The following is a 19049-nucleotide window of genomic DNA, read 5'->3' on the forward strand; positions in this document are numbered from 1 at the left end:
GGCTATGCGCGCGGCGTGCCGATGGGTGGGGAATTGAAACCGGGCAAAGGCGGCGCACCGCGCCTGTTGATCTCGGCCCTGAAAGACCCGGAAGGCGCCAATCTCGACCGTGTGCAGGTGGTGAAAGGCTGGATCGACAGCCAGGGCAAGACCCACGAGCAGGTGTTCGACGTGGCGTGGAGCGGTGACCGCAAGCCGGTGGGCGGCAAGCTGCCCCCGGTGGGCGACACGGTCGATGTCGCCACCGCCACCTACAAGAACAGCATCGGGGCGGCGTCGCTCACCACGGTGTGGACCGATCCGGCGTTCGACCCCAAGCGCAGCAGTTTCTATTATCTGCGCGTGCTGGAAATCCCCACGCCAAGCTGGCCGGCCTATGATGCGGTGCGCTTCAAGGTGAAATTGACGCCCGAAGTGCGGGTCAAATCGCAGGAGCGCGCCTACACCTCGCCGATCTGGTACACGCCGGGCGCGCGCTGAGACATGAAGGGCTGGGCAGCCGCCGTGCTGCGGGAACCGCTGGCGCATTTCCTCATTGCGGGCGCATTGCTGTTCGTCGCCCTGTCGGGCCGCGCTCCCGACGTGGGTGAACGGCGCATCGTGGTGGACGAACCTGTGGTGGCCGCCCTGGTCAACCACCATATCCGCGCCTTCCGCCGGCCACCCACCGCGCAGGAACTAGACGATCTGATCCGCGATCACGTGCGCGGCGAAGTCTATTACCGCGAGGCACTGCGGCTGGGCCTTGATGCCGACGACGAGGTGGTGAAAAAACGGCTGCGCAACAAGATGCTGGCGATTGCCGGCGCCGAAGCCGAAGCCGCGCGGCCCAGCGATGCCGAACTGCAAGCGCTGCTCGACGATGGTCCGGCCCGTTATGCCGCGCCGCCGCGCTACAGCCTGGATCACATCTATCTGGGCGATGACACGCCGGCCGTGCGCGCGACAGCGGCGGCCAGCCTGCAAGGATTGAGACCCGGCGCGCGGCCCAGCATCGCGGCGGCGGAACTGCCGCTGCCCGCCCGCTTCGATACGGTCAGCCAGACCGATCTAGCCGCGCAATTGGGCGATGATTTCGCTGCCGCCCTCGCCGCGCTGCCTGTTGGCGCATGGAGCGGCCCCGTCGTCTCCGGTTTCGGCCTGCATCTGGTGCGAATCGATCAGCGCCTGCCCGCACCGCCGCCGCGCCTCGCCGATGTGCGCCAGCGGTTGGAAAATGACTGGCGCAGCGCCGCCGTGCGCAAGGCGCAGGACGCGCATCTGCAGGCGCTGCTGGACGGCTATGACGTGACGATCAAGCGGCCCACATGAGGCAGTTGCTGCGCCTGCTGCTCCTCTTGCTGCTCGCTGTTCCGGCGTTCGCCGATGAATTGCGCCCCGGCTATCTGGAATTGACCCAGCTCAGCGAGCGCCAGTGGAAGATCGTCTGGAAGGCCCCGGTGCTGGGCGGGCTGGCCGCCAGCGCCGCGCCGCTGCTGCCGCCCTTCTGCCGGATAACCATGGACCGGCCCAACCTGTCCGCCGGCGCGCTGGTGGCGGCTGGTCATGCGGATTGCACCCACAGCCTCGATGGCGCCAGCGTCGGCCTTTCGGGGCTGGAACCCGGCCTCACCGACACGCTGCTGCGTATCGCGCCGCTGGGCCGGCCCGTGCAGACCGCGCGGTTGCTGCCCGGCCAGGCCACCACCATCGTTGCTGCCATGCCCGATGGCTGGCAGGTGGCGCGCACCTATTTCACCATCGGCGTCGAACATATTATCGGCGGTTTCGATCACCTGTTGTTCGTCGTCGCGCTGGTGCTGCTGCTGCAACGCGGCTGGCCCGTCGTGGCGGCGGCGACGGCCTTCACCATCGCCCATTCGCTCACGCTCGCCGGCACCACGCTCGGCCTGTTCGGCCTGCCCCAAGCCCCGGTGGAGGCGGTGATCGCGCTTTCCATCATCTTCCTCGCGGTCGAAATCGTGAAAGCGAAAGCCGGCCAACCCCGCTTGTCAGAGCGCCTGCCCTGGCTGGTCGCGTTCCTGTTCGGCCTGCTGCACGGCTTCGGCTTTGCCGGCGCCCTGCGCGAGATCGGCCTGCCGCAAACCGATGTGCCGGTGGCGCTGCTGGCCTTCAATCTGGGTGTAGAGGCCGGACAACTGGCCATCATTGCTGTTGCCGCAGCCGTGATTGCCCTGCTGCGCCGCCTCTCACCGGCCGCGTTGCGCCCCGCCATCGCGGCCAGCGCCTACGCCATCGGCAGCATCGCCAGCTTCTGGTTCATCGAACGTGTCTGGGCCTGACCTGTGACCATCACTGCCCACACCAGCCGCTTTGGCACCAACGCCCACGGCGAAACCGTCGACTGCATCACGCTGGACAATGGCCGCATGCAGGTGGACATCCTCACCCGCGGCGGCGCACTCGCCGCCATTCGCGTGCCCGACCGCGCCGGCACGCTGGCCAATGTCGTGCTCACGCGCGGCGATTTTGCTGGCTGGGATCGCGGCGGTTCGTTCAACGCGCTGGTTGGCCGCTATGCCGGGCGCATTTCGGGCAGCGGTTTCACCATCGATGGCCAGTTCCACGCGCTGACAGGCGATCCCGAAACCGGCATCACCATCCACGGCGGGCGCGGCGGCGGCTGGGGCACAAGGCTCTGGACGGCCGAGCAGTTTGAAACGCCCGACCATGCCGGCGTGATCCTGTCGCTGCACAGCCCGGACGGCGACAATGGCTTCCCCGGCGCAGTCGACATGGTCGCCACCTGGACACTGGATGCGCATGATTGCCTGCGCCTCGATTGGCAGGCCCGCACCAGCCGGGCGACGCATATCAACATGTGCAGCCACCCCTATTTCAATCTGGCCGGCGCGGGTGCCGGCACCATTGACGGCCATGTGCTGCAACTGTTGGCCAGTCGTTATACCCCGCTTGATGATCGCATGATCCCCACCGGCGCCATTGCCGATGTGGCCGGCACGCCGCTGGATTTCCGCTTGGCCCGCCCCATTGGCCCGGCGCTGCGCAGTGACCATCCGCAGATCCGGCTGGCGCGCGGGCTGGATCATAATCTGGTGATCGATGGCAGCGGCGACCAACGCCGGCTCGCGGCCATCCTGTGCGATCCCGCCTCGGGCCGGCGCCTGACGATCAGCACGACAGAGCCAGGCATCCAGGTCTACAGCGGCAATTTCCTCGATGGCAGTATTGCTGCCGGCGGCGGCACATTGCTGCGGCAAGGCGACGGACTCGCGCTGGAAACCCAGCATTTTCCCGACAGCCCGAACCAGCCGGGCTTCCCGTCCACACTGCTGCGTCCGGGCGAGACGAGACACTCCAGCAGCGTTTACGCGTTCGATGTGATGGGTTGAGACCGCAGGATCGGCTTATCGGGGGAAACACTGGAGGCCCGACCGGGAATCGAACCGAACCTGATCGGCTTGGCGATCTGGCCACCAAAATGACCCGGGTTCGATTGGCATGTATGAAATCACTGGAGGCCCGACCGGGAATCGAACCCGGGTGCACGGATTTGCAGTCCGTTACGTCACCACTCCGCCATCGGGCCTCGACGGTGGAGCGCTGCACTAGCAAGGCCGCCGCGCGGGGGCAACGTCAAACTTGGCGGCAGGGCCGGGTGTTGATGCGCTGCAATATCCCGATTGCGCGCGCGCGCGCCGCAGGGCAAAAGCCCACCCCATGATAACAATCGCCTCCGCCGCGCAGCGCCAGACCATGGTGGACACCCAATTGAAGACAGTTGGAGTGACCGATGCCGCCGTACTGGCCGCCTTTGCCACCACGCCGCGCGAGCCCTTCCTGCCCACCGGCCTGGCCGGGCTGGCCCATGCCGATGCCGCTCACCGGCTTGCGCCTAGCCGCCACCTGCTTGCCCCGCTCACGCTGGCATTGCTGCTGCAGCGCGCCGCCGTGCAACCGGGCCAGCGCGTGCTGGTGGTGGGCAGCGCGTCGGGCTATTCGGCGGCCATCCTTGCTGCCCTTGGCGCCGCGGTGACGGCGCTTGAAAGCGATGCGGCCCTGATTGCCATGGCCAACGCTGCCGGCATTGCCAGCGAATCAGGCCCGCTTGCGGAAGGCTGGGCAGCAGGCGCGCCCTATGATCTGATCCTGTTCGAAGGCGCCATTGCAGCCGTGCCGCCGGCCATCGCCGCGCAGCTTGCCCCTGGGGGCGCGATCGCGGCCGTGCTGCGTCAGGCCGGTGTGGGCCGCGCCTATGTGGGCCCACTCACCGCCGGTGGTCTGCCGGCTGGTCTGCCCTTCATCGAAATGGCCGCGCCCGATCTGCCCGGCTTTGCGCAGGCGCATGCGTTTGCCTTTTGATGCGCGATTTCGGCGGCAAAACCCCACACGGGGTGTAGCGCTTTTCTTCATCATGTCGTAACTGTTTGGCATGACCGAACCGCCGCCCGCCCTTGACGTCATTCTGGCTTCCATCCGTGCCCGCGTGATGGATCCCACCGGCGAAGCCGTGCTGGAACCGCCGCCGGCCCCGGCCAATACGGCACCGCCGTTGCCGGTATCGCTGGCCCATGTGACGATGCCGGCGTCGAGCACGGGCATGACCCTGGACGAGCTGATGCGATCGATGCTGGCGCCGCAGATCAAGGCCTGGCTGGATGCCAACATGCCGGAAATCGTCGAGAAACTGGCCCGCGACGAGATCAAGCGGCTGACCGGCAAGCTGTAAGGCTTTTCTGTAGGGCTTTCACAGCCGGCCCCCAGCGGCTATGCGCCGTGGGCTATGATTGACAAGATTTTCGACCCCGCCAGTTTCGAACAGAGCATTTACGCCCGCTGGGAACGTGAAGGCGCCTTCCGGCCGTCGCGCCCGGAAGCAAAGCCGTTCACCATCGTCATCCCGCCGCCGAACGTGACGGGCAGCCTGCACATCGGCCACGCGCTCGACAACACGCTGCAGGATATGCTGATCCGCTGGCACCGCCTGAATGGCCGCGATGCGCGCTGGGTGGTGGGCACCGATCATGCCGGCATCGCCACGCAGATGGTGGTGGAACGCCAGTTGGCCGAATCACAAGCGCCGGGCCGCACCGCCATGGGCCGCGAAGCGTTCGTGGAAAAAGTCTGGGCGTGGAAGGAAGAATCCGGCGGCACCATCACCCGCCAGCTGCGCCGCCTGGGTGCCTCGTGCGATTGGGATAACGAGCGTTTCACCATGGACGACGGCTTCAACAAGGCCGTGCTCAAGGTGTTCGTGGAGCTCTACAACCAGAAATTGCTCTATCGCGACAAGCGGCTGGTGAACTGGGACCCCAAGTTCAAGACCGCCATTTCCGATCTGGAAGTGGAAACCCGCGAAATCGCCGGCAGCTTCACCCATATCCGTTATCCGCTGGCCGATGGCGCGCGGCTGGATAACGGCGCCGATCATATCGTGGTGGCCACAACCCGCCCCGAAACCATGCTGGGCGATACGGCGGTGGCCGTGGGCGCCGATGATCCGCGCTATGCCTCGGTCATCGGCAAGCACGTGCTGCTGCCGATCACCGGCCGCCGCATTCCGATCATTGCCGATGAACACGCCGATCCGGAACTGGGGTCGGGCGCGGTGAAGATCACGCCGGCCCATGATTTCAACGATTGGCAGGTTTATGAGCGCAACAAGGCTATCGGCTGGATCAACATCCTTGATGCCGCAGCCTGCATCTGCGCCGCCAATGGTGTTCCCGCGAATTATGTCGGCCTCACCCGCGAAGATGCGCGGAAAAAAGTCGTGGCCGATCTCGAAGCCCTCGATCTGATCGAGCGTATCGAACAGAAGACCATCCATATGCCCTATGGCGACCGTTCGGGCGTGGTGATCGAGCCTTGGCTGACCGACCAATGGTATGTGAACGCCGCCGAACTCGCCAAGGATGCGCTGAGCGCGGTGCATGACGGCCGCACGCAGTTCGTGCCGAAGACCTGGGAAAAGACCTATTTCAACTGGATGGAAAATATCCAGCCGTGGTGCGTGAGCCGCCAGCTGTGGTGGGGGCACCGGATTCCGGCGTGGTATGGCGTGTCAAAAGAAACAGCTGAACTCATTGCAGGCGGTGAAGAAGACTCCAGCAAAATGGGCCCGTTGTTTGCCTTCAACATTGGTCACTGCGAAGTCGCGGAAACTGAAGAGGAAGCTAGACGGCAATTTGCACAGCGTTACGAATGCACGATTGATGAAGTGCAAGTCGCGCACGAATTGCCTGAAGGGGGGTGGAGCTCGCGAGACTCAAAGTATATTCTGTATCGCGACCGCGACGTGCTCGATACTTGGTTCTCGTCGGCACTGTGGCCGTTTGGCACGCTCGGCTGGCCGGAGCAGACGAACGATCTTGCCCGCCATTACCCCGGCGATGTGCTGGTGACCGGGTTCGACATCATCTTCTTCTGGGTCGCCCGCATGATGATGCAGGGCCTGCATTTCATGGACGATGTGCCGTTCCGCACGGTTTATTGCCACGGCCTGGTGCGCGACGCCAAGGGCCAGAAGATGAGCAAATCCAAGGGCAACACCATTGACCCGCTGGTGCTGATCGACAAGTTCGGCGCCGATGCGCTGCGCTTCACGCTGACCGCGATGGAAACGCAGGGGCGCGACATCAAACTGAATGAAAGCCGTATCGAAGGCTATCGCAACTTTGCCACCAAACTGTGGAACGCCGCGCGCTTTGCCCAATCCAACGGCATCGGCGGCAGCACGTCACCGCTGCCGCCCGCCGCCAGCCAACCAGTCAACCGCTGGATCATCGGAGAAGTAAAGCAGGCCGCCCGCGCGCTGGAACAGGCGATCGCCGATTTCCGTTTCGATGCCTATGCCGATGCCATCTACAAGATGGTTTGGAGCCGATTCTGCGACTGGTATCTGGAACTGATCAAGCCGTTGCTGGCCGAAGGCGCGGATGCCGCCGTCGCCGCCGAAACCCGCGCTGTCGCCGGCTGGGCGCTCGATCAGATCCTCGTCATGCTGCACCCGGTGATGCCGTTCATCACCGAGGAATTGTGGAGCAAGCTGGCCGTCCGCGACGATCTGATCCTGGCGTCATGGGTGCAAACCGATGCCCTGCCGGAAGACGCCGCGGCGAGCGCCGATATCGACTGGCTGATCGGCCTTATCTCCGAAGTCCGTTCGGCGCGCACCGAGTTGAACGTGCCGCCATCAGCGAAACTGCCTTACGCCGTGGACGGCGCATCGGTTGATACGCTGGTGCGGCTCGCCAGCAATGCCGCCGTGATCGAGCGACTGGCCCGCATCCTGCCCGGCGACGCGGGTGAGGGTGGCCGGCTGGCCGTGGTGCACGCCGAGGCCACCTTCCTGATCCCGGTCGCCGACGTCATCGATCTGGCCGCCGAAAAGACCCGGCTCGACAAGGCGCTGGCCGCCGCCGCCAAGGAACGCGACGCGCTGGCCGGGCGGCTGGGCAACCCCGGCTTCACCGAAAAGGCCAAGCCGGAAGCGGTGGAAAAGGCCCGCGAAGATCATGCGGCGCGCAGCGCAGAGGCCGAGCGGCTGCAGGCGGCGCTGTCGCGGTTGGGCTGACTCCGTTTCCCTCTTGGTGATTGCGCCGGGCCTGCTAGGCTCAGCGTAACTTCTCGGGGGAACATCATGCTGACACGCACCATCGCACTGGCACTGTTGCTGGCGACACCGGCTTTCGCCCAGGCCGCGCCGCCCACCGCCACGCTCGCCGAAAACCCCGATGTCGCCGCCGCCACCCGCCTGTTCAGCGCCTGGTTGGAAGGCCAGATCGCCTATCGCGGCCTGCCCGGCGTGGCGGTGGGCGTGGTGCATGATCAGCAATTGGTGTGGTCCAAGGGCTATGGCTTTGCCGATGTCGCCTCGAAAAAGCCGATGAGCGCCGACACGCGCTTCCGCATCGCGTCGAACTCCAAACTGTTTGCCGCCATCGCCATCCTGCAGCTGCGCGAAGCCGGCAAGCTGCGGCTGGATGATCCGGTGGTGAAACATCTGCCGTGGTTCACCATGAAGCCCGCTGGCCCGGACGATGGCCCGATCACGATTGAACAATTGCTGTCCCACTCGTCGGGCCTGCAGCGCGAGGCCGGCGATCACTGGTCCAGCTTCGATTTCCCGACCGAGGCCGAGCTGATCAAGCTGATGCCGGAACGCCAGGCAACCTTCCCGCCGCAGACGCGCTGGAAATATTCCAATCTGGCCTTTGCCGTGGCGGGCCTGGTGGTGGAAAAAGTGACCGGCAAGCGCTGGGCCGATTATGTGACGGCCAACATCACCACGCCGCTGGGCATGACGGCCACCAGCATCGACAATCCCGATCCCGGCCTGGCAACGCCCTATGCCAGCCGCACGCCGGAAGGCACCCGCCGCATCCTGCCGTTCATGGATGCAAGCGGGATGGCGGCGGCGACGGGGATGACCTCGACCGTCACCGATCTCGCCAAATTCATCTCCGCCCAGTTGCGTACCAGCGGGCCGAACGTGCTGTCGGCCGGATCGTGGCGCGAGGCGCTGCGCGTGCGATCAGTGGACGAGACATGGGAAAATGGCTCTGGCCTGGGTTTTGATCATGCCCGCGTGAAAGGCCGGACGTTCGTGGGCCACGGCGGCGGCTATCCCGGCAATACCACGATGACCCGCGTGCAGTTGAACGACAAGGTGGGCGTTGTCGTGCTGACCAACACCAATGATTCAAACCCCGGCGATATCGCCAACCAGTTGCTGGCCACCGTGGGCGACGCCGTGGCCAAGGCGGCCAAGGCCAAGCCGACACCGCTGTGGGACGATGCTTGGGCGCGCTTTGCCGGCCGCTATCGCAGCCCCTATGACGACGGCGTGACCCAGGTGGTGCTACTCAACAAGCAATTGGTGCTGCTGTCGGCCAATGGCCCGGCAGCGGAAACCAAGGTGGTTCTGGAACCGCTGGGCGAAGGCCGTTTCACGCTGATGGCTCCCACTGGCGGTGGCCCAGTTGGCGAGGTGGTGCGTTTCGAAGAGAAGGACGGCAAGGTGACGCGAATGATCCTGGGCGATGGTTGGAATACGCGCATTGAAGGTTGGTAATTGGGGCTGGTGAGGCGGGCGACGCTTCGCCCCCTTCCCCCACGCCCGCCATCTGACTAGAAGACACGCGTGCACCGTTTTGCAAACCCGACGCGATTCCTGAAGATCGCCCGTGTCGCCACGCCGATCGTGGCGCTGCTTGGCCTGGCGCTCACCGCAGCCGGCCTGTGGATCGGCCTGTTCGCCAGCCCGCCGGATTATCAGCAGGGCGAAAGCGTGCGCATCATGTACGTCCATGTGCCCGCCGCGTGGCTGGGTGCGGGCGGTTACATGAGCCTCGCCATCGCATCGGCCACCGCGCTGATCTGGCGGCATCCGCTGGCCGCCATTGCGGCGCGCGCCATTGCGCCGGCGGGTGCGGCGTTCACTGCGATCTGCCTGGTGTCGGGCTCGCTGTGGGGCAAGCCGACGTGGGGCACTTATTGGGTATGGGATGCACGGCTCACCTCGATGCTGGTGCTGCTGTTCCTCTATCTCGGCTATCTGGCGCTTTCGGCCAGCGAAGCGGAAAAGGGCGGTGAGGCCCGCGCGTCGTCCATTCTGGCGCTGGTCGGCGTCATCAACCTGCCGATCATCAAATATTCGGTGGAATGGTGGAACACGCTGCACCAGGGCAGCAGCATTTCGGTGGTCAACGCCTCGTCCAAGATCGCGCCGGCGCTGCTGACGCCATTGCTGCTGTCGGTGGCGGGCTTCAGCTTTCTGTTTGGGGCCATCGTCTTGATGCGGATGCGGGCGATGCTGGCGCAGCAGCGCGTGGACGCCCGCAGCCGGCGTATGGCGGAGGCTCTGGCGTAATGGATGGCACTGTCGCCCGCCCTGATCTGTGGGTCAATTTCATCTGGCCGGCCTATGCCATTACGCTGGTCGGGCTTGTTGGCCTGCTGGCGTGGGCCTACATTTCGATGCGTAGCGCCGAGAAAAAGGCCGAGGAGTCGAAGCGCAAATGAAAGCCAAGCATCAACGCCTGTGGCTGGTGGTCGGCGCGCTCACCGCGCTGGGCGGCGCTGGCGTGCTGGCGTTCTCCACGCTGGGCGAAAAGGCGACCTATTTCTATGCCCCGTCCGATCTTGCGAAGGGGCCCGCGCCCACCGCCAATATCCGCCTGGGCGGCATGGTCGAAAAAGGCTCGATCGTGCGGGACGGTGAAACCGTGCGGTTCGTGGTGACCGACATGGCAAAGACCGTGCCCGTCACCTACGTCGGCATCCTCCCCGATCTTTTCCGCGAAGGCCAGGGCGTGATTGCCGAAGGCCGCATCGATCCGGCCACGGGCCAGTTCACCGCTGAAACCATCCTGGCCAAGCATGACGAGAATTACATGCCGCCCGAAGTGGCCGGCGCCATGAAGAAGACCGGCGCCGTTTCCGCCGGCAACTGATGAAGCGGCTGCTATCGCCGCTGTGGGGCGGCCTGATCACCGCCGCTGCCCTGTGCCTTGCCGCGCCGCTGTCGCTGGAACTGGGTCCGGTGCCGATCACCCTGCAATCGCTGATCGTCTGCCTGGCCGGCGCGCTGGCGGGCGGGGCCGGTGTGCTCGGTGTGCTGGGCTGGCTGTCACTCGCCGCGCTGGGCCTGCCGGTGCTGGCGGGCATGAGGGGCGGCCTGCTGGCCATGGGCGGTTACAGCGCCGGCTTCATCGTGGCCTTGCCGCTGGCCGCACGGCTGGCGATGCGCTGGCAGCCGAGCTGGAACTGGCGGCAGACGCTGTTGCTGGTGCTGGGCTGCCATGCCCTGCTGCTGGCGCTGGGCGGCGCGTTCATCGCCCTGCGCGGCGGCGATGTGGCAACGCTGGCGGTGCTGCTGCCGGGGGCGGGCGTGAAGGCGGCGGTGGCGACTTTGGTTTTGTGGCTGGTGGGGCGGCGCGCCGCTTAATCGTGCTTCGGCACCCGCATCGTCGCCCACGCCTCGCCCATCTCTTCCAGCACCAGATCGATCACCTCAACCCGCGCCCGGATGGCGATGTCGCCGGCGCAGGTGATCACCAGCCAGTCGCCGTCTTGGCGCATTGACAGGATCGCGGTGACGGCCTGCGGGTCCGCTGGCCAGCCGGCACGCTGCACAGCGTCCACCGTCTCCACCCGCAGCGCACAGCGAATGCGGGACGGCGCTTCGGCTTCGCGGCGATAGCGGTTGACCAGCAGCGCCAGCCGCCGCGACTTGCGATCATAGCCAACATCGGCCAGCCGCAGCGTGGCATCCTGCAGCAGCGCCGAGAAGGTCTCGATATCGCCGGGCTCCTGGCCCAGCAGGGCGAGACGATCAGCCATCGCCGACGCGCTCGATATCCGCGCCCACGGCCTGCAATTTCTCTTCCAGCCGCTCATAACCGCGATCGAGGTGATAGACGCGGCTCACGGTGGTTTCGCCTTCGGCTGCCAGCCCGGCCAGCACCAGGCTCATCGAGGCGCGCAGATCGGTGGCCATCACTTCGGCGCCGTTCAGTTTCGACACGCCGCGCACGATGGCACTGCGGCCGCGCACGGTGATATCGGCCCCCATGCGGGCCAGTTCCGGCACGTGCATGAAACGGTTTTCAAAGATGGTTTCGGTCAGCAGCGACGCGCCGTTGGCCACGGTCAGCATCGCCATGAACTGCGCCTGCATGTCGGTGGCAAAACCCGGATAGGGCGATGTTGAAACATTGATGCCCTTCATCTCGCCATGGCGGCGCACGATGATGCCATCGGGCGTTTCTTCGGTTTCCACACCGGCTTCGTGCAGCATGTCCAGCGTGACGCCCAGATCATCGGCCGACGCGCCAACCAGTTCAACTTCGCCCCCGGCGATGGCGGCGGCGCAGGCATAGGAGCCAGCCTCGATGCGATCAGGCATCACGGCGTAAGTGGCGCCGTGCAGTTCCTTCACCCCGGTGATGGTGAGTTTTTCGGTGCCAATGCCCGCAATCTTGGCGCCCATGGCGACCAGGCAGTTGCACAGATCGACAATCTCCGGCTCCCGCGCGACATTTTCCAGGATGGAGACGCCCTTGCACAGCACGGCGGTCATCACGGCATTTTCGGTCGCGCCCACCGATACGATGGGAAACACATATTTGCCGCCAGGCAGCCCGCCCTTGGGCGCGGTCGCCTTCACATAACCAGCCGCCAATTCGATATGGGCGCCCAGATGCTCCAGCGCCTTCAGATGCAGATCGATGGGGCGATTGCCGATGGCGCAGCCGCCGGGCAACGACACGGTCGCCTCACCGGCGCGGGCGAGCAGCGGCCCGAGCACGAGGATCGACGCGCGCATCTTGCGCACGATGTCGTACGGCGCCAGCGTGGAGGTGATGCGGTTGGCCCGCACCGTCATCACGCGGCCGAATTCATCGGGGCTGGTGCCTTCGATGGTCGTCGACAGGCCGTGATTGTTGAGCAGGTGCCCGAACGTATCGATATCAGCGAGGCGCGGCAGGTTCCGCAGCGTCAGCGGCTCATCGGTGAGCAGCGCGCACGGCATCAGCGTGAGCGCCGCATTCTTCGCGCCGGAAATCTGGATACGGCCCTTGAGCGGACGGCCCCCGCGGATGACGATCTTGTCCATGACCTGTGTCTAGCGCGGTTGTTCGGCTTGCGCCACTGGCCGGCGCAGCGAAAGCGTATAGACCGCCAGACCAGCCCAGATGAAGGCAAAGGCGGTCATCTGCGCTGGGTCCAGCACTTCGCCAAACAACAGCACCGCCTCCAGCAGCACCATGGTGGGCGCCACATATTGCATCAGCCCCAGCGTGGAGAGCGGCAACCGCCGTGCGGCCACGCCAAACAGCAGCAGTGGCACCGCCGTGGCGATACCGCCCAGCGCCAGGATGCCCATGGTCGGAACCGGCCAACCAGCGAAACCCTGCGGCGTGGCGGCAATCCACAGCGCCGCCACCGGCGCCAGCATCATCGTTTCCAGGAACAGCCCGGTGGCGGCATCCACCGCCGCCTGCTTGCGGATCAGGCCATAGGTGCCGAACGACAGCGCCAGCGCCAGGCTGATCAGCGGCAGCGCGCCGCGTTCGATGGTGAGCACGGCGACCCCCAGCGCGGCCAAGGCGACCGCAATCCACTGCGGTTTCGACAGGCGCTCACCCAGCAGCACGACGCCAAACAGCACCGAAACCAAGGGGTTGATGAAATAGCCCAGCGAGGTGTCGATGGCGTGGCCAGCCAGGATCGCCCAGGTATAGACCAGCCAGTTGATGGCAATGCACACGGCCGACGCCAGCAGCAACAGCAGCAGGCGCGGCTGGCGCACCGCGGCGCGCACCCGTTCCCAGCCTTTCAGCGCAAAGATCAGCACCACCACCACCAACACCGACCACAAGATGCGGTGGGCCAGCACATCGGCCGCCGGCACGCCTTGCAGCAACCGCAGATAAAACGGCAGCACGCCCCAGATCAGATAGGCGCCCATGCCGGCGAAAAAGCCGATGCGGGCTTCGGAAGGAGCGGATCTGGTCACTGCGCTGGTCACTGGCGCGGGGGTAGCCGGCATTGCCCGGCGGCGCCAGCCCCGCCATCAACAGGGCTGCCCTACAGCTTGGGCAGGGTCACGCCGCGCTGGCCCATATATTTGCCGGCACGATCGGCATAGCTCACCTCGCAGGGTTCATTGCCCTTCAGGAACAGGAACTGGCAGGCGCCTTCGTTGGCATAGATGCGGGCAGGCAGCGGCGTGGTGTTGGAAAATTCCAGCGTGACATGGCCTTCCCAGCCCGGCTCCAGCGGCGTCACGTTCACGATGATGCCGCAGCGGGCATAGGTGGATTTGCCCAGGCAGATCACCAGCACATCACGGGGCACGCGGAAATATTCGACCGTGCGGGCCAGCGCGAAACTGTTGGGCGGGATGACGCAGACATCGGTCTTGCGATCGACGAAGCTGTTGGGGTTGAAATCCTTGGGATCAACGATGGCGCTATCGACATTGGTGAAAATCTTGAACTCGTCGGCCACCCGCGCGTCATAGCCATAACTCGACAAGCCATAGCTAATGCAGCCGCCGCGCGTCTGCCGCTCCACAAACGGTTCGATCATGCCTTGCGACAGGGCGGTTTCGCGAATCCAGCGGTCGGAAAGAACGGACATCAGTGGCCTTTGATGTGGAGGACGCAGATCAGGGTGAACAACCGCCGCGCCGTGTCGAAATCGACGATGGCGCGCGGTTCCAGCCGTTCCTTCAGCAGTTCGGCGGCGTCGTTGTGGATGCCGCGCCGCGCCATGTCGATGGTTTCGATCTGGCCGGGGCTGGCGTTGCGGATGGCCTGGAAATAACTGTCGCAGATGGCGAAATATTCGCGGATGGTGCGCCGGAACGGGCTCAGCGCCACCTGGAAGGCATCGATCTGCCGGTCATCCGTGTCGCTCACCGTCACATCAAGGCGGCCATCTTCCACGCCCAGCAGCAATTTGTACGGCCCGTGCTGGCCCGCGTCGGCAGCGGCGATGGGCTTGAACTCATTGCCTTCCAGCAGATCGAAAATGGCAACGCGGCGCTCCTGCTCGATATCGGCGTTGCGCCACAAGATGGTGCGTTCATCCAGCTTGATGTCGATCAGGCGATAGTTGGTGGTCATTTCGCCACCACTGCTGGAAAGCCGTTCACCAGCGTGGCCAGCCCATCGCGCACCGGCTGCAGCACCTCGTCCTGCGTCTTGCCCAACCGCACCACCACCAGGCGCCGTGAAGGCACGACGATCACATATTGGCCAAGATGGCCGTTGGCGGCATAGGCATCGGCTGGCCCGGCGCGCCAGAACAATGCTTCGTCCTTGCCGTCAAACGGCTTCACATTCAGCCAGAACTGGCCGCCATAACCGGCATTGGTGGGCGACGGCGTGCGCACGAAACGCACCCAATCCGGCCGCACCACCTGAACCCCGGCCACCACGCCGCCATCCAGATAAAGCTGCCCAAACGCCGCCCAATCACGCGCCGTGGCATGGCACAGCGAGCCGCCATAAAGATTGCCAGCCGGATCAAATTCGCACAGCAACGATGCCATGCCCGCCGGCCTGGCCAGCCGATCATTGATGAAGGCCCGCACCGCCCGTTTGCGTTCCGTCGGCTTGGCGCCGGGCGCAATCGCATCGGCAACGATCCGCGCCAATATGTGCGTGGTCAGCGTGTTATATTCAAAGCGTGTGCCCGGCGGCACTCCGGCAGGCTCGGCCACCGCCGCCTTGTAGATATCGGCCGAGGTATCGGCGAACAACGCCCGGTAGGTGTCGGCCCTTTCGGGCTCCGGCCCAGCTTCCAGATGCTTCACGCCCGATGCCATGTGCAGCAACTGGCGCAGCGTGATCTTCGCCCGCGCATCGCCCTGCCATTCCGTCACCGGTGCCGGCGTGTCCAGTTCCAGCTTGCCATCGGCGACGAGGAAACCAATCAGCGTCGCGGTGATGGATTTCGCCATCGACCAACTGATCAGCCGCGTGCCGGGGCCATAGCCGGGGGCATAACGTTCAAAGATCGGCTTGCCATCCTTCAACACGATCAGGGCGCGGGTTTCGCCCAGCGCCGGCGTGGTGAAAAACGCGTCGGCCGCCGGCAGCGCCGATGTCGGGACAGAAGCCGGAATCGCTGCCGGAATCGCTGGCGGCGCACGCATCGGCGGCACAACCGGCTGCGCTGCCGCGCTGACGGCGAGCAACAGGCTTGCGGCTGCGCCAAGTTTTGAGCACCTTGTCATCATTCTCACGCTAAAGGCCCTGCCCCCATGCTGGCAAGTGACACATCTGCCCCAACACCGCCACCATCCCGCGCGCGTCGCTGGCTGATCTGGGCGCCGCTGCTGCTGCTGTGCCTTGCCGCCGGCAGCTGGTTGGGCCTGCGCTATTCCACCACTGGCCGGCAGGCGGGCCTGGCCACCGGCTATATCGCCCATGTCACCTGTTCGTGCCGCTATGTCGGCGGGCGTGACATGGCCAGCTGCAACACCGATCGCGAGCCCGGCACCGAAATCGTGGAGGTGGTGGACGATACCGAGGCTCGCACCATCACCGCCCGCGTGCCGCTGCTCGCCAAACGCACCGCACGCTTCGATCCGGAATATGGCTGCACGCTGGATGCACCCTGAGCTTTATAACCAGCCCCGCCAGCGGAAGATGGCATAGGGCAGCACCGCCGCCGCCAACATGATACCCATCGCCATCGGATAGCCCAGCACCCATTCCAGTTCCGGCATGTGATCAAAATTCATGCCGTACACACCGGCGACCAGCGTGGGCGGCAGAAACACCAGGCTGGCGACCGAGAAGATCTTCTGCACCGCCGTCTGCTCAATGGAAATCAGGCCCAGCGTGGCATCGAGCAGAAAGGTGAGATTGCTGCTCACAAAGGTCGCCTGATCGCCCAGGCTGGACAGATCGCGCAGCTGCGTCTTGATCTGTGCCGCAAGGCCAGCGTCTTTCGGCGCGGCAAATGCCAAGAACGACAGCGCCCGCGTGAGCGACACCACCGATTCGCGCGCCTTGCTCAGCCCGTCCTGCGCCGCACCCAGCCGCGACAGCAGCGCCTGCAGCGCCAGATTCGATCGGCGCTGCTGCCGATTGCCCGTGCCGACGCGGCGGAAGGCCGCGCGGCTGATCTGGTCCACTTCGCGGCCAACATGTTCCAGCCCATCGGCCAGCCGGTCCACGATCGCATCGATCAGCCCCATCAGCGCGGCACCAGGCGTGGCACATTGGCCCGGTTGGCGGTCCAGATGGGCAGCATGGCGATCAAAGCTGCGGATTTCGGCATAACGCACGGTGACCAGATGGTGCCGCCCCAGCACAAAGCTGGCCGGCACCGTTTCTGCCGCCTCCGCCATGATGCCGGTGGCCAATGTGGCTGTCATCACGATCGCTTCATTGTCGATATACAGCCGGCTCGACGTCTCGATCTCGGCCATGTCGTCGGCGGTGGGCACCTCGAATCCCAGGCTCTGCTCGACCAGCTTTTCTTCGGCCGGCGTGGGGTTGAGCAGATCGATCCACACGGCATCACCGGGCAGAGCTTCATTGGCGTCAACAACGCACTGGTGGTTTGCGGAGAATATGCGCAGCATCGCTGGCCACCATGGCGATATTTTAAATGATTACCACCCCTACCGCGTGTGTAACCTGCCGGCGATCTCACGCGAACTAACTGGAACATATGTCAGAAGCCCCCGCCCCTGTTGATTCACCGGTCGCCGCGCCGCCACCTCGCCGCGTGCTGCGCCACCACTGGCTGGTGCGCGTCACCCACTGGACCAACGCGCTGGCCATCATCATCCTGCTGATGACCGGGCTCAACATCTTCGGCGCCCACCCACGGCTGTATTGGGGCAATGCCGGCTCGGTGGACCAGCGCGAGCGCGTCTGGCTCGAAACCGGCGCCTCGCCGCCGTGGAACAACCCCACGGGCTGGATCGATATCGCTGGCACTCGCTTTGAAACCACCGGCCTGATCGGCGTGTCGAAAACGCCGACCGGCGGCACCAATTTCGTCGCCTTCCCGCACTGGGCGACGCTGCCCGGCATGCGCGACCTTGCCACGGCCCGCACCTGGCATTTCTTTGCCGCGTGGGTGCTGATCCTCAATGGCTTGGCGTGGCTGCTCTACGGCGCATTCTCCGGCCGGCTGTGGCGCGAAATCCTGCCCAACCCCACCCAATTGCGGCCCGCCCATCTGTGGCACGACATCGTCGAGCACGCGAAACTCAACTTCCCCAAGGGCGAAGCCGCGCTCAGTTACGAAGTGCTGCAGCGCCTCGCGTATGCCGGCGTCGCTCTGGTGCTGATCCCCATCGTCATCCTCACCGGCCTCGCCATGTCGCCCGGTATGGACGCAACCTGGCCCTGGCTCGATCAACTCTGGGGCGGCCGCCAATCCGCCCGCTCGGCGCATTTCCTCGCCATGAGCGGGATCGCCGGCTTCCTCGTTCTCCACCTCGTGCTCGTCGTCCTCTCCGGCCCGATCCGCCAGATCGGCGCCATGATCACCGGCCGCATGACCATCGGAGGCGCAAAATGATCCAGCTTCACCGCCGCCACCTGCTCACCGCCGCCCCCGCCAGCCTGCTGCTCACCGGCTGCGACGCGCTCACCCGCAATCCCACCGCCAAAGCCATCGTTGAATCCGGCGAGCAAGCCACTTATCGCTGGCAGCGTCTGGCGGGCCGCGACGGCCTGGCCCGCGAATTCGCCGCGTCCGACATTTCGCCGGTGTTCAAGGTCAATGGCACCCACGAACCCACCAACCCGGAATGGAAACAGCTTTCCGCCGGCGGCTTCACCGATTGGCGGCTGAAGGTCTCCGGGCTCGTCCAACGCGAACTGTCCCTGACCCTGCCGCAGCTGCGCGCGCTGCCGCAACGCAGCCAGATCACCCGCCACGATTGCGTGGAAGGCTGGAGCGCCATCGGCGGCTGGACCGGGCCGCAACTTTCCCACCTGCTGAAAGCCGCCGGCCTGCGCGACGGCGCCCGCTACATCGTCTTCCTGTGCGCCGATGATTACGGCGGCGAAGCCAGCAAGGGCGGTCTGCAATCATCGAGCCGCTATTATGAAAGCATCGACCTCGTCGACGCCTTCCACCCCCAGACCATCCTGGCCCACAGCCTCAACAACCAGCCGCTCTCCACCGGCAACGGTGCGCCGGTGCGCCTGCGCGTCGAACGCCAGCTAGGCTACAAACAAGCCAAATATCTGATGCAGATCGTGGTGGCCGACAGCCTGGCCCCGTTCGGCGGCGGCAAGGGCGGTTACTGGCCGGACCGCGGCTATGAGTGGTACGCCGGGACGTGAAGATTCAGAGAAGAAAGGGCCTCCGGCGGGCAGGGTCGCAGACCCTGCACCCGTTTGTTATCGGGTGGCGCTTGTTGGCAGATTTGGAGCGGTCAGCGACCAGTCTGTTTTGAACATGGAAATGCGAGAAAATCGTCGTCCCTACCCTCCCCCGTCGTCCCGCACTTGATGCGGGGCTTGGCTGCCTTCCACCGCGCCAAAAACCCAAGCCCCGAATCAAGTGCGGGGCGACGGGGCAATTGGAGGTTTGGC

The 19049-nt window shown here is 65.2% G+C and carries 22 protein-coding genes and 1 tRNA gene; 15 read left to right on the plus strand and 8 right to left on the minus strand.

The genetic code is table 11. The features are described 5' to 3' along the window. From RMO81_RS05100 to RMO81_RS05115, 4 genes are all read left to right on the plus strand, one after another. On the plus strand, nucleotides 1-480 hold a 480-nt coding region (locus RMO81_RS05100), incomplete at its 5' end, for a DUF3604 domain-containing protein (protein WP_310474677.1). A gap of 3 nt (nucleotides 481-483) precedes the next feature. Beyond that, a complete protein-coding gene (locus RMO81_RS05105) occupies nucleotides 484-1311 on the plus strand; it encodes a peptidylprolyl isomerase (RefSeq protein WP_310474678.1) in 828 nt (275 codons plus the stop codon). After that, nucleotides 1308-2282 carry a HupE/UreJ family protein gene (locus RMO81_RS05110; RefSeq protein ID WP_310474679.1) on the plus strand — a complete coding sequence of 325 codons (975 nt, stop codon included), beginning with the start codon at nucleotides 1308-1310 and terminating at the stop codon, nucleotides 2280-2282. The genes RMO81_RS05105 and RMO81_RS05110 overlap by 4 nt, the downstream gene beginning before the upstream one ends. Before the next feature lie 3 nt (nucleotides 2283-2285). Beyond that, nucleotides 2286-3353, plus strand: a complete 1068-nt coding sequence (locus RMO81_RS05115) for an aldose epimerase family protein (protein ID WP_310474680.1) — start codon at nucleotides 2286-2288, stop codon at nucleotides 3351-3353. 123 nt (nucleotides 3354-3476) lie between these two features. Here the strand turns inward: RMO81_RS05115 and RMO81_RS05120 are convergent. Continuing rightward, nucleotides 3477-3550, minus strand: a tRNA-Cys gene (locus RMO81_RS05120). A gap of 131 nt (nucleotides 3551-3681) precedes the next feature. Between RMO81_RS05120 and RMO81_RS05125 the strand changes: the two genes are divergently transcribed. The 8 genes from RMO81_RS05125 (at nucleotide 3682) to RMO81_RS05160 (ending at nucleotide 10912) form a co-directional block, all read left to right on the plus strand. Further along, complete coding sequence (locus tag RMO81_RS05125) at nucleotides 3682-4323, plus strand: protein-L-isoaspartate O-methyltransferase (RefSeq protein ID WP_310474681.1); 642 nt, start codon at nucleotides 3682-3684, stop codon at nucleotides 4321-4323. A 70-nt stretch (nucleotides 4324-4393) separates the two neighbouring features. Continuing rightward, nucleotides 4394-4690 carry a DUF2497 domain-containing protein gene (locus RMO81_RS05130; RefSeq protein ID WP_310474682.1) on the plus strand — a complete coding sequence of 99 codons (297 nt, stop codon included), beginning with the start codon at nucleotides 4394-4396 and terminating at the stop codon, nucleotides 4688-4690. Between the two features lie 54 nt (nucleotides 4691-4744). Next, a complete protein-coding gene (locus tag RMO81_RS05135) occupies nucleotides 4745-7537 on the plus strand; it encodes a valine--tRNA ligase (RefSeq protein WP_310474684.1) in 2793 nt (930 codons plus the stop codon). Between the two features lie 66 nt (nucleotides 7538-7603). Continuing rightward, nucleotides 7604-9037, plus strand: a complete 1434-nt coding sequence (locus RMO81_RS05140; RefSeq protein ID WP_310474685.1) for a serine hydrolase domain-containing protein — start codon at nucleotides 7604-7606, stop codon at nucleotides 9035-9037. Nucleotides 9038-9106: 69 nt separating this feature from the next. Further along, nucleotides 9107-9835, plus strand: a complete 729-nt coding sequence (gene ccmC, locus RMO81_RS05145) for a heme ABC transporter permease CcmC (protein WP_310474686.1) — start codon at nucleotides 9107-9109, stop codon at nucleotides 9833-9835. Then, the gene (ccmD, locus tag RMO81_RS05150) at nucleotides 9835-9987 is read left to right on the plus strand and encodes a heme exporter protein CcmD (RefSeq protein ID WP_310474687.1); all 153 of its coding nucleotides are present in this window, start codon (nucleotides 9835-9837) and stop codon (nucleotides 9985-9987) included. Before ccmC ends, ccmD begins: the two co-directional genes overlap by 1 nt. Then, nucleotides 9984-10418, plus strand: coding sequence for a cytochrome c maturation protein CcmE (ccmE, locus tag RMO81_RS05155; RefSeq protein WP_310474688.1), 435 nt, complete (start codon nucleotides 9984-9986; stop codon nucleotides 10416-10418). Before ccmD ends, ccmE begins: the two co-directional genes overlap by 4 nt. Next, nucleotides 10418-10912: a biotin transporter BioY gene (locus RMO81_RS05160; protein ID WP_310474689.1), complete on the plus strand. Its 495-nt coding sequence runs from the start codon at nucleotides 10418-10420 to the stop codon at nucleotides 10910-10912. Before ccmE ends, RMO81_RS05160 begins: the two co-directional genes overlap by 1 nt. Here RMO81_RS05160 and RMO81_RS05165 read toward each other — a convergent pair. The 6 genes from RMO81_RS05165 to RMO81_RS05190 all read right to left on the minus strand — a co-directional run bounded on the left by RMO81_RS05165 (nucleotide 10909) and on the right by RMO81_RS05190 (nucleotide 15634). Further along, a complete protein-coding gene (locus RMO81_RS05165) occupies nucleotides 10909-11307 on the minus strand; it encodes a DUF2948 family protein (RefSeq protein ID WP_310474690.1) in 399 nt (132 codons plus the stop codon). The genes RMO81_RS05160 and RMO81_RS05165 overlap by 4 nt on opposite strands. Then, nucleotides 11300-12583, minus strand: a complete 1284-nt coding sequence (gene murA / locus RMO81_RS05170; RefSeq protein ID WP_310474691.1) for a UDP-N-acetylglucosamine 1-carboxyvinyltransferase — start codon at nucleotides 12581-12583, stop codon at nucleotides 11300-11302. The genes RMO81_RS05165 and murA overlap by 8 nt, the downstream gene beginning before the upstream one ends. Nucleotides 12584-12592: 9 nt before the next feature. After that, nucleotides 12593-13486: an EamA family transporter RarD gene (gene rarD / locus RMO81_RS05175; protein ID WP_310474692.1), complete on the minus strand. Its 894-nt coding sequence runs from the start codon at nucleotides 13484-13486 to the stop codon at nucleotides 12593-12595. Nucleotides 13487-13557: 71 nt separating this feature from the next. Further along, on the minus strand, nucleotides 13558-14112 hold the full coding sequence (gene dcd, locus RMO81_RS05180) for a dCTP deaminase (RefSeq protein ID WP_310474693.1): 555 nt from the start codon (nucleotides 14110-14112) through the stop codon (nucleotides 13558-13560). Further along, nucleotides 14112-14600: a UPF0262 family protein gene (locus tag RMO81_RS05185; protein ID WP_310474694.1), complete on the minus strand. Its 489-nt coding sequence runs from the start codon at nucleotides 14598-14600 to the stop codon at nucleotides 14112-14114. The genes dcd and RMO81_RS05185 overlap by 1 nt, the downstream gene beginning before the upstream one ends. Beyond that, nucleotides 14597-15634, minus strand: coding sequence for a serine hydrolase (locus tag RMO81_RS05190; RefSeq protein ID WP_310474695.1), 1038 nt, complete (start codon nucleotides 15632-15634; stop codon nucleotides 14597-14599). Before RMO81_RS05190 ends, RMO81_RS05185 begins: the two co-directional genes overlap by 4 nt. 108 nt (nucleotides 15635-15742) lie before the next feature. On the opposite strand from RMO81_RS05190, the gene RMO81_RS05195 reads away from it, so the two are divergent. Continuing rightward, complete coding sequence (locus RMO81_RS05195) at nucleotides 15743-16102, plus strand: hypothetical protein (protein WP_310474696.1); 360 nt, start codon at nucleotides 15743-15745, stop codon at nucleotides 16100-16102. A gap of 3 nt (nucleotides 16103-16105) precedes the next feature. On the opposite strand, the gene RMO81_RS05200 is transcribed toward RMO81_RS05195, so the two are convergent. Further along, nucleotides 16106-17074, minus strand: coding sequence for a magnesium transporter CorA family protein (locus RMO81_RS05200; RefSeq protein WP_310474697.1), 969 nt, complete (start codon nucleotides 17072-17074; stop codon nucleotides 16106-16108). Between the two features lie 89 nt (nucleotides 17075-17163). On the opposite strand from RMO81_RS05200, the gene RMO81_RS05205 reads away from it, so the two are divergent. Then, entirely contained in the window at nucleotides 17164-18024 is an 861-nt protein-coding gene (locus tag RMO81_RS05205; RefSeq protein ID WP_310474698.1) for a cytochrome b/b6 domain-containing protein, read from the plus strand. Continuing rightward, complete coding sequence (locus tag RMO81_RS05210) at nucleotides 18024-18797, plus strand: molybdopterin-dependent oxidoreductase (protein ID WP_310474699.1); 774 nt, start codon at nucleotides 18024-18026, stop codon at nucleotides 18795-18797. Before RMO81_RS05205 ends, RMO81_RS05210 begins: the two co-directional genes overlap by 1 nt. Nucleotides 18798-19049 lie beyond the last annotated feature (252 nt).

Source organism: Sandarakinorhabdus sp., assembly GCF_031422795.1.
GTDB lineage: Bacteria > Pseudomonadota > Alphaproteobacteria > Sphingomonadales > Sphingomonadaceae > Sandarakinorhabdus.

Bases quoted from the DNA above. Each gene is read 5' to 3' on its own strand.
- RMO81_RS05160 (WP_310474689.1), top strand. From the start codon at position 10,418: ATGAAGCGGCTGCTATCGCCGCTGTGGGGCGGCCTGATCACCGCCGCT.
- RMO81_RS05200 (WP_310474697.1), bottom strand. From the start codon at position 17,074: ATGCTGCGCATATTCTCCGCAAACCACCAGTGCGTTGTTGACGCCAAT.
- RMO81_RS05130 (WP_310474682.1), top strand. From the start codon at position 4,394: ATGACCGAACCGCCGCCCGCCCTTGACGTCATTCTGGCTTCCATCCGT.
- dcd (WP_310474693.1), bottom strand. From the start codon at position 14,112: ATGTCCGTTCTTTCCGACCGCTGGATTCGCGAAACCGCCCTGTCGCAA.
- RMO81_RS05140 (WP_310474685.1), top strand. From the start codon at position 7,604: ATGCTGACACGCACCATCGCACTGGCACTGTTGCTGGCGACACCGGCT.
- murA (WP_310474691.1), bottom strand. From the start codon at position 12,583: ATGGACAAGATCGTCATCCGCGGGGGCCGTCCGCTCAAGGGCCGTATC.
- RMO81_RS05190 (WP_310474695.1), bottom strand. From the start codon at position 15,634: ATGCGTGCGCCGCCAGCGATTCCGGCAGCGATTCCGGCTTCTGTCCCG.
- RMO81_RS05185 (WP_310474694.1), bottom strand. From the start codon at position 14,600: ATGACCACCAACTATCGCCTGATCGACATCAAGCTGGATGAACGCACC.
- RMO81_RS05165 (WP_310474690.1), bottom strand. From the start codon at position 11,307: ATGGCTGATCGTCTCGCCCTGCTGGGCCAGGAGCCCGGCGATATCGAG.
- RMO81_RS05105 (WP_310474678.1), top strand. From the start codon at position 484: ATGAAGGGCTGGGCAGCCGCCGTGCTGCGGGAACCGCTGGCGCATTTC.
- RMO81_RS05135 (WP_310474684.1), top strand. From the start codon at position 4,745: ATGATTGACAAGATTTTCGACCCCGCCAGTTTCGAACAGAGCATTTAC.
- ccmD (WP_310474687.1), top strand. From the start codon at position 9,835: ATGGATGGCACTGTCGCCCGCCCTGATCTGTGGGTCAATTTCATCTGG.
- RMO81_RS05110 (WP_310474679.1), top strand. From the start codon at position 1,308: ATGAGGCAGTTGCTGCGCCTGCTGCTCCTCTTGCTGCTCGCTGTTCCG.
- RMO81_RS05205 (WP_310474698.1), top strand. From the start codon at position 17,164: ATGTCAGAAGCCCCCGCCCCTGTTGATTCACCGGTCGCCGCGCCGCCA.
- RMO81_RS05195 (WP_310474696.1), top strand. From the start codon at position 15,743: ATGCTGGCAAGTGACACATCTGCCCCAACACCGCCACCATCCCGCGCG.
- RMO81_RS05125 (WP_310474681.1), top strand. From the start codon at position 3,682: ATGATAACAATCGCCTCCGCCGCGCAGCGCCAGACCATGGTGGACACC.
- ccmE (WP_310474688.1), top strand. From the start codon at position 9,984: ATGAAAGCCAAGCATCAACGCCTGTGGCTGGTGGTCGGCGCGCTCACC.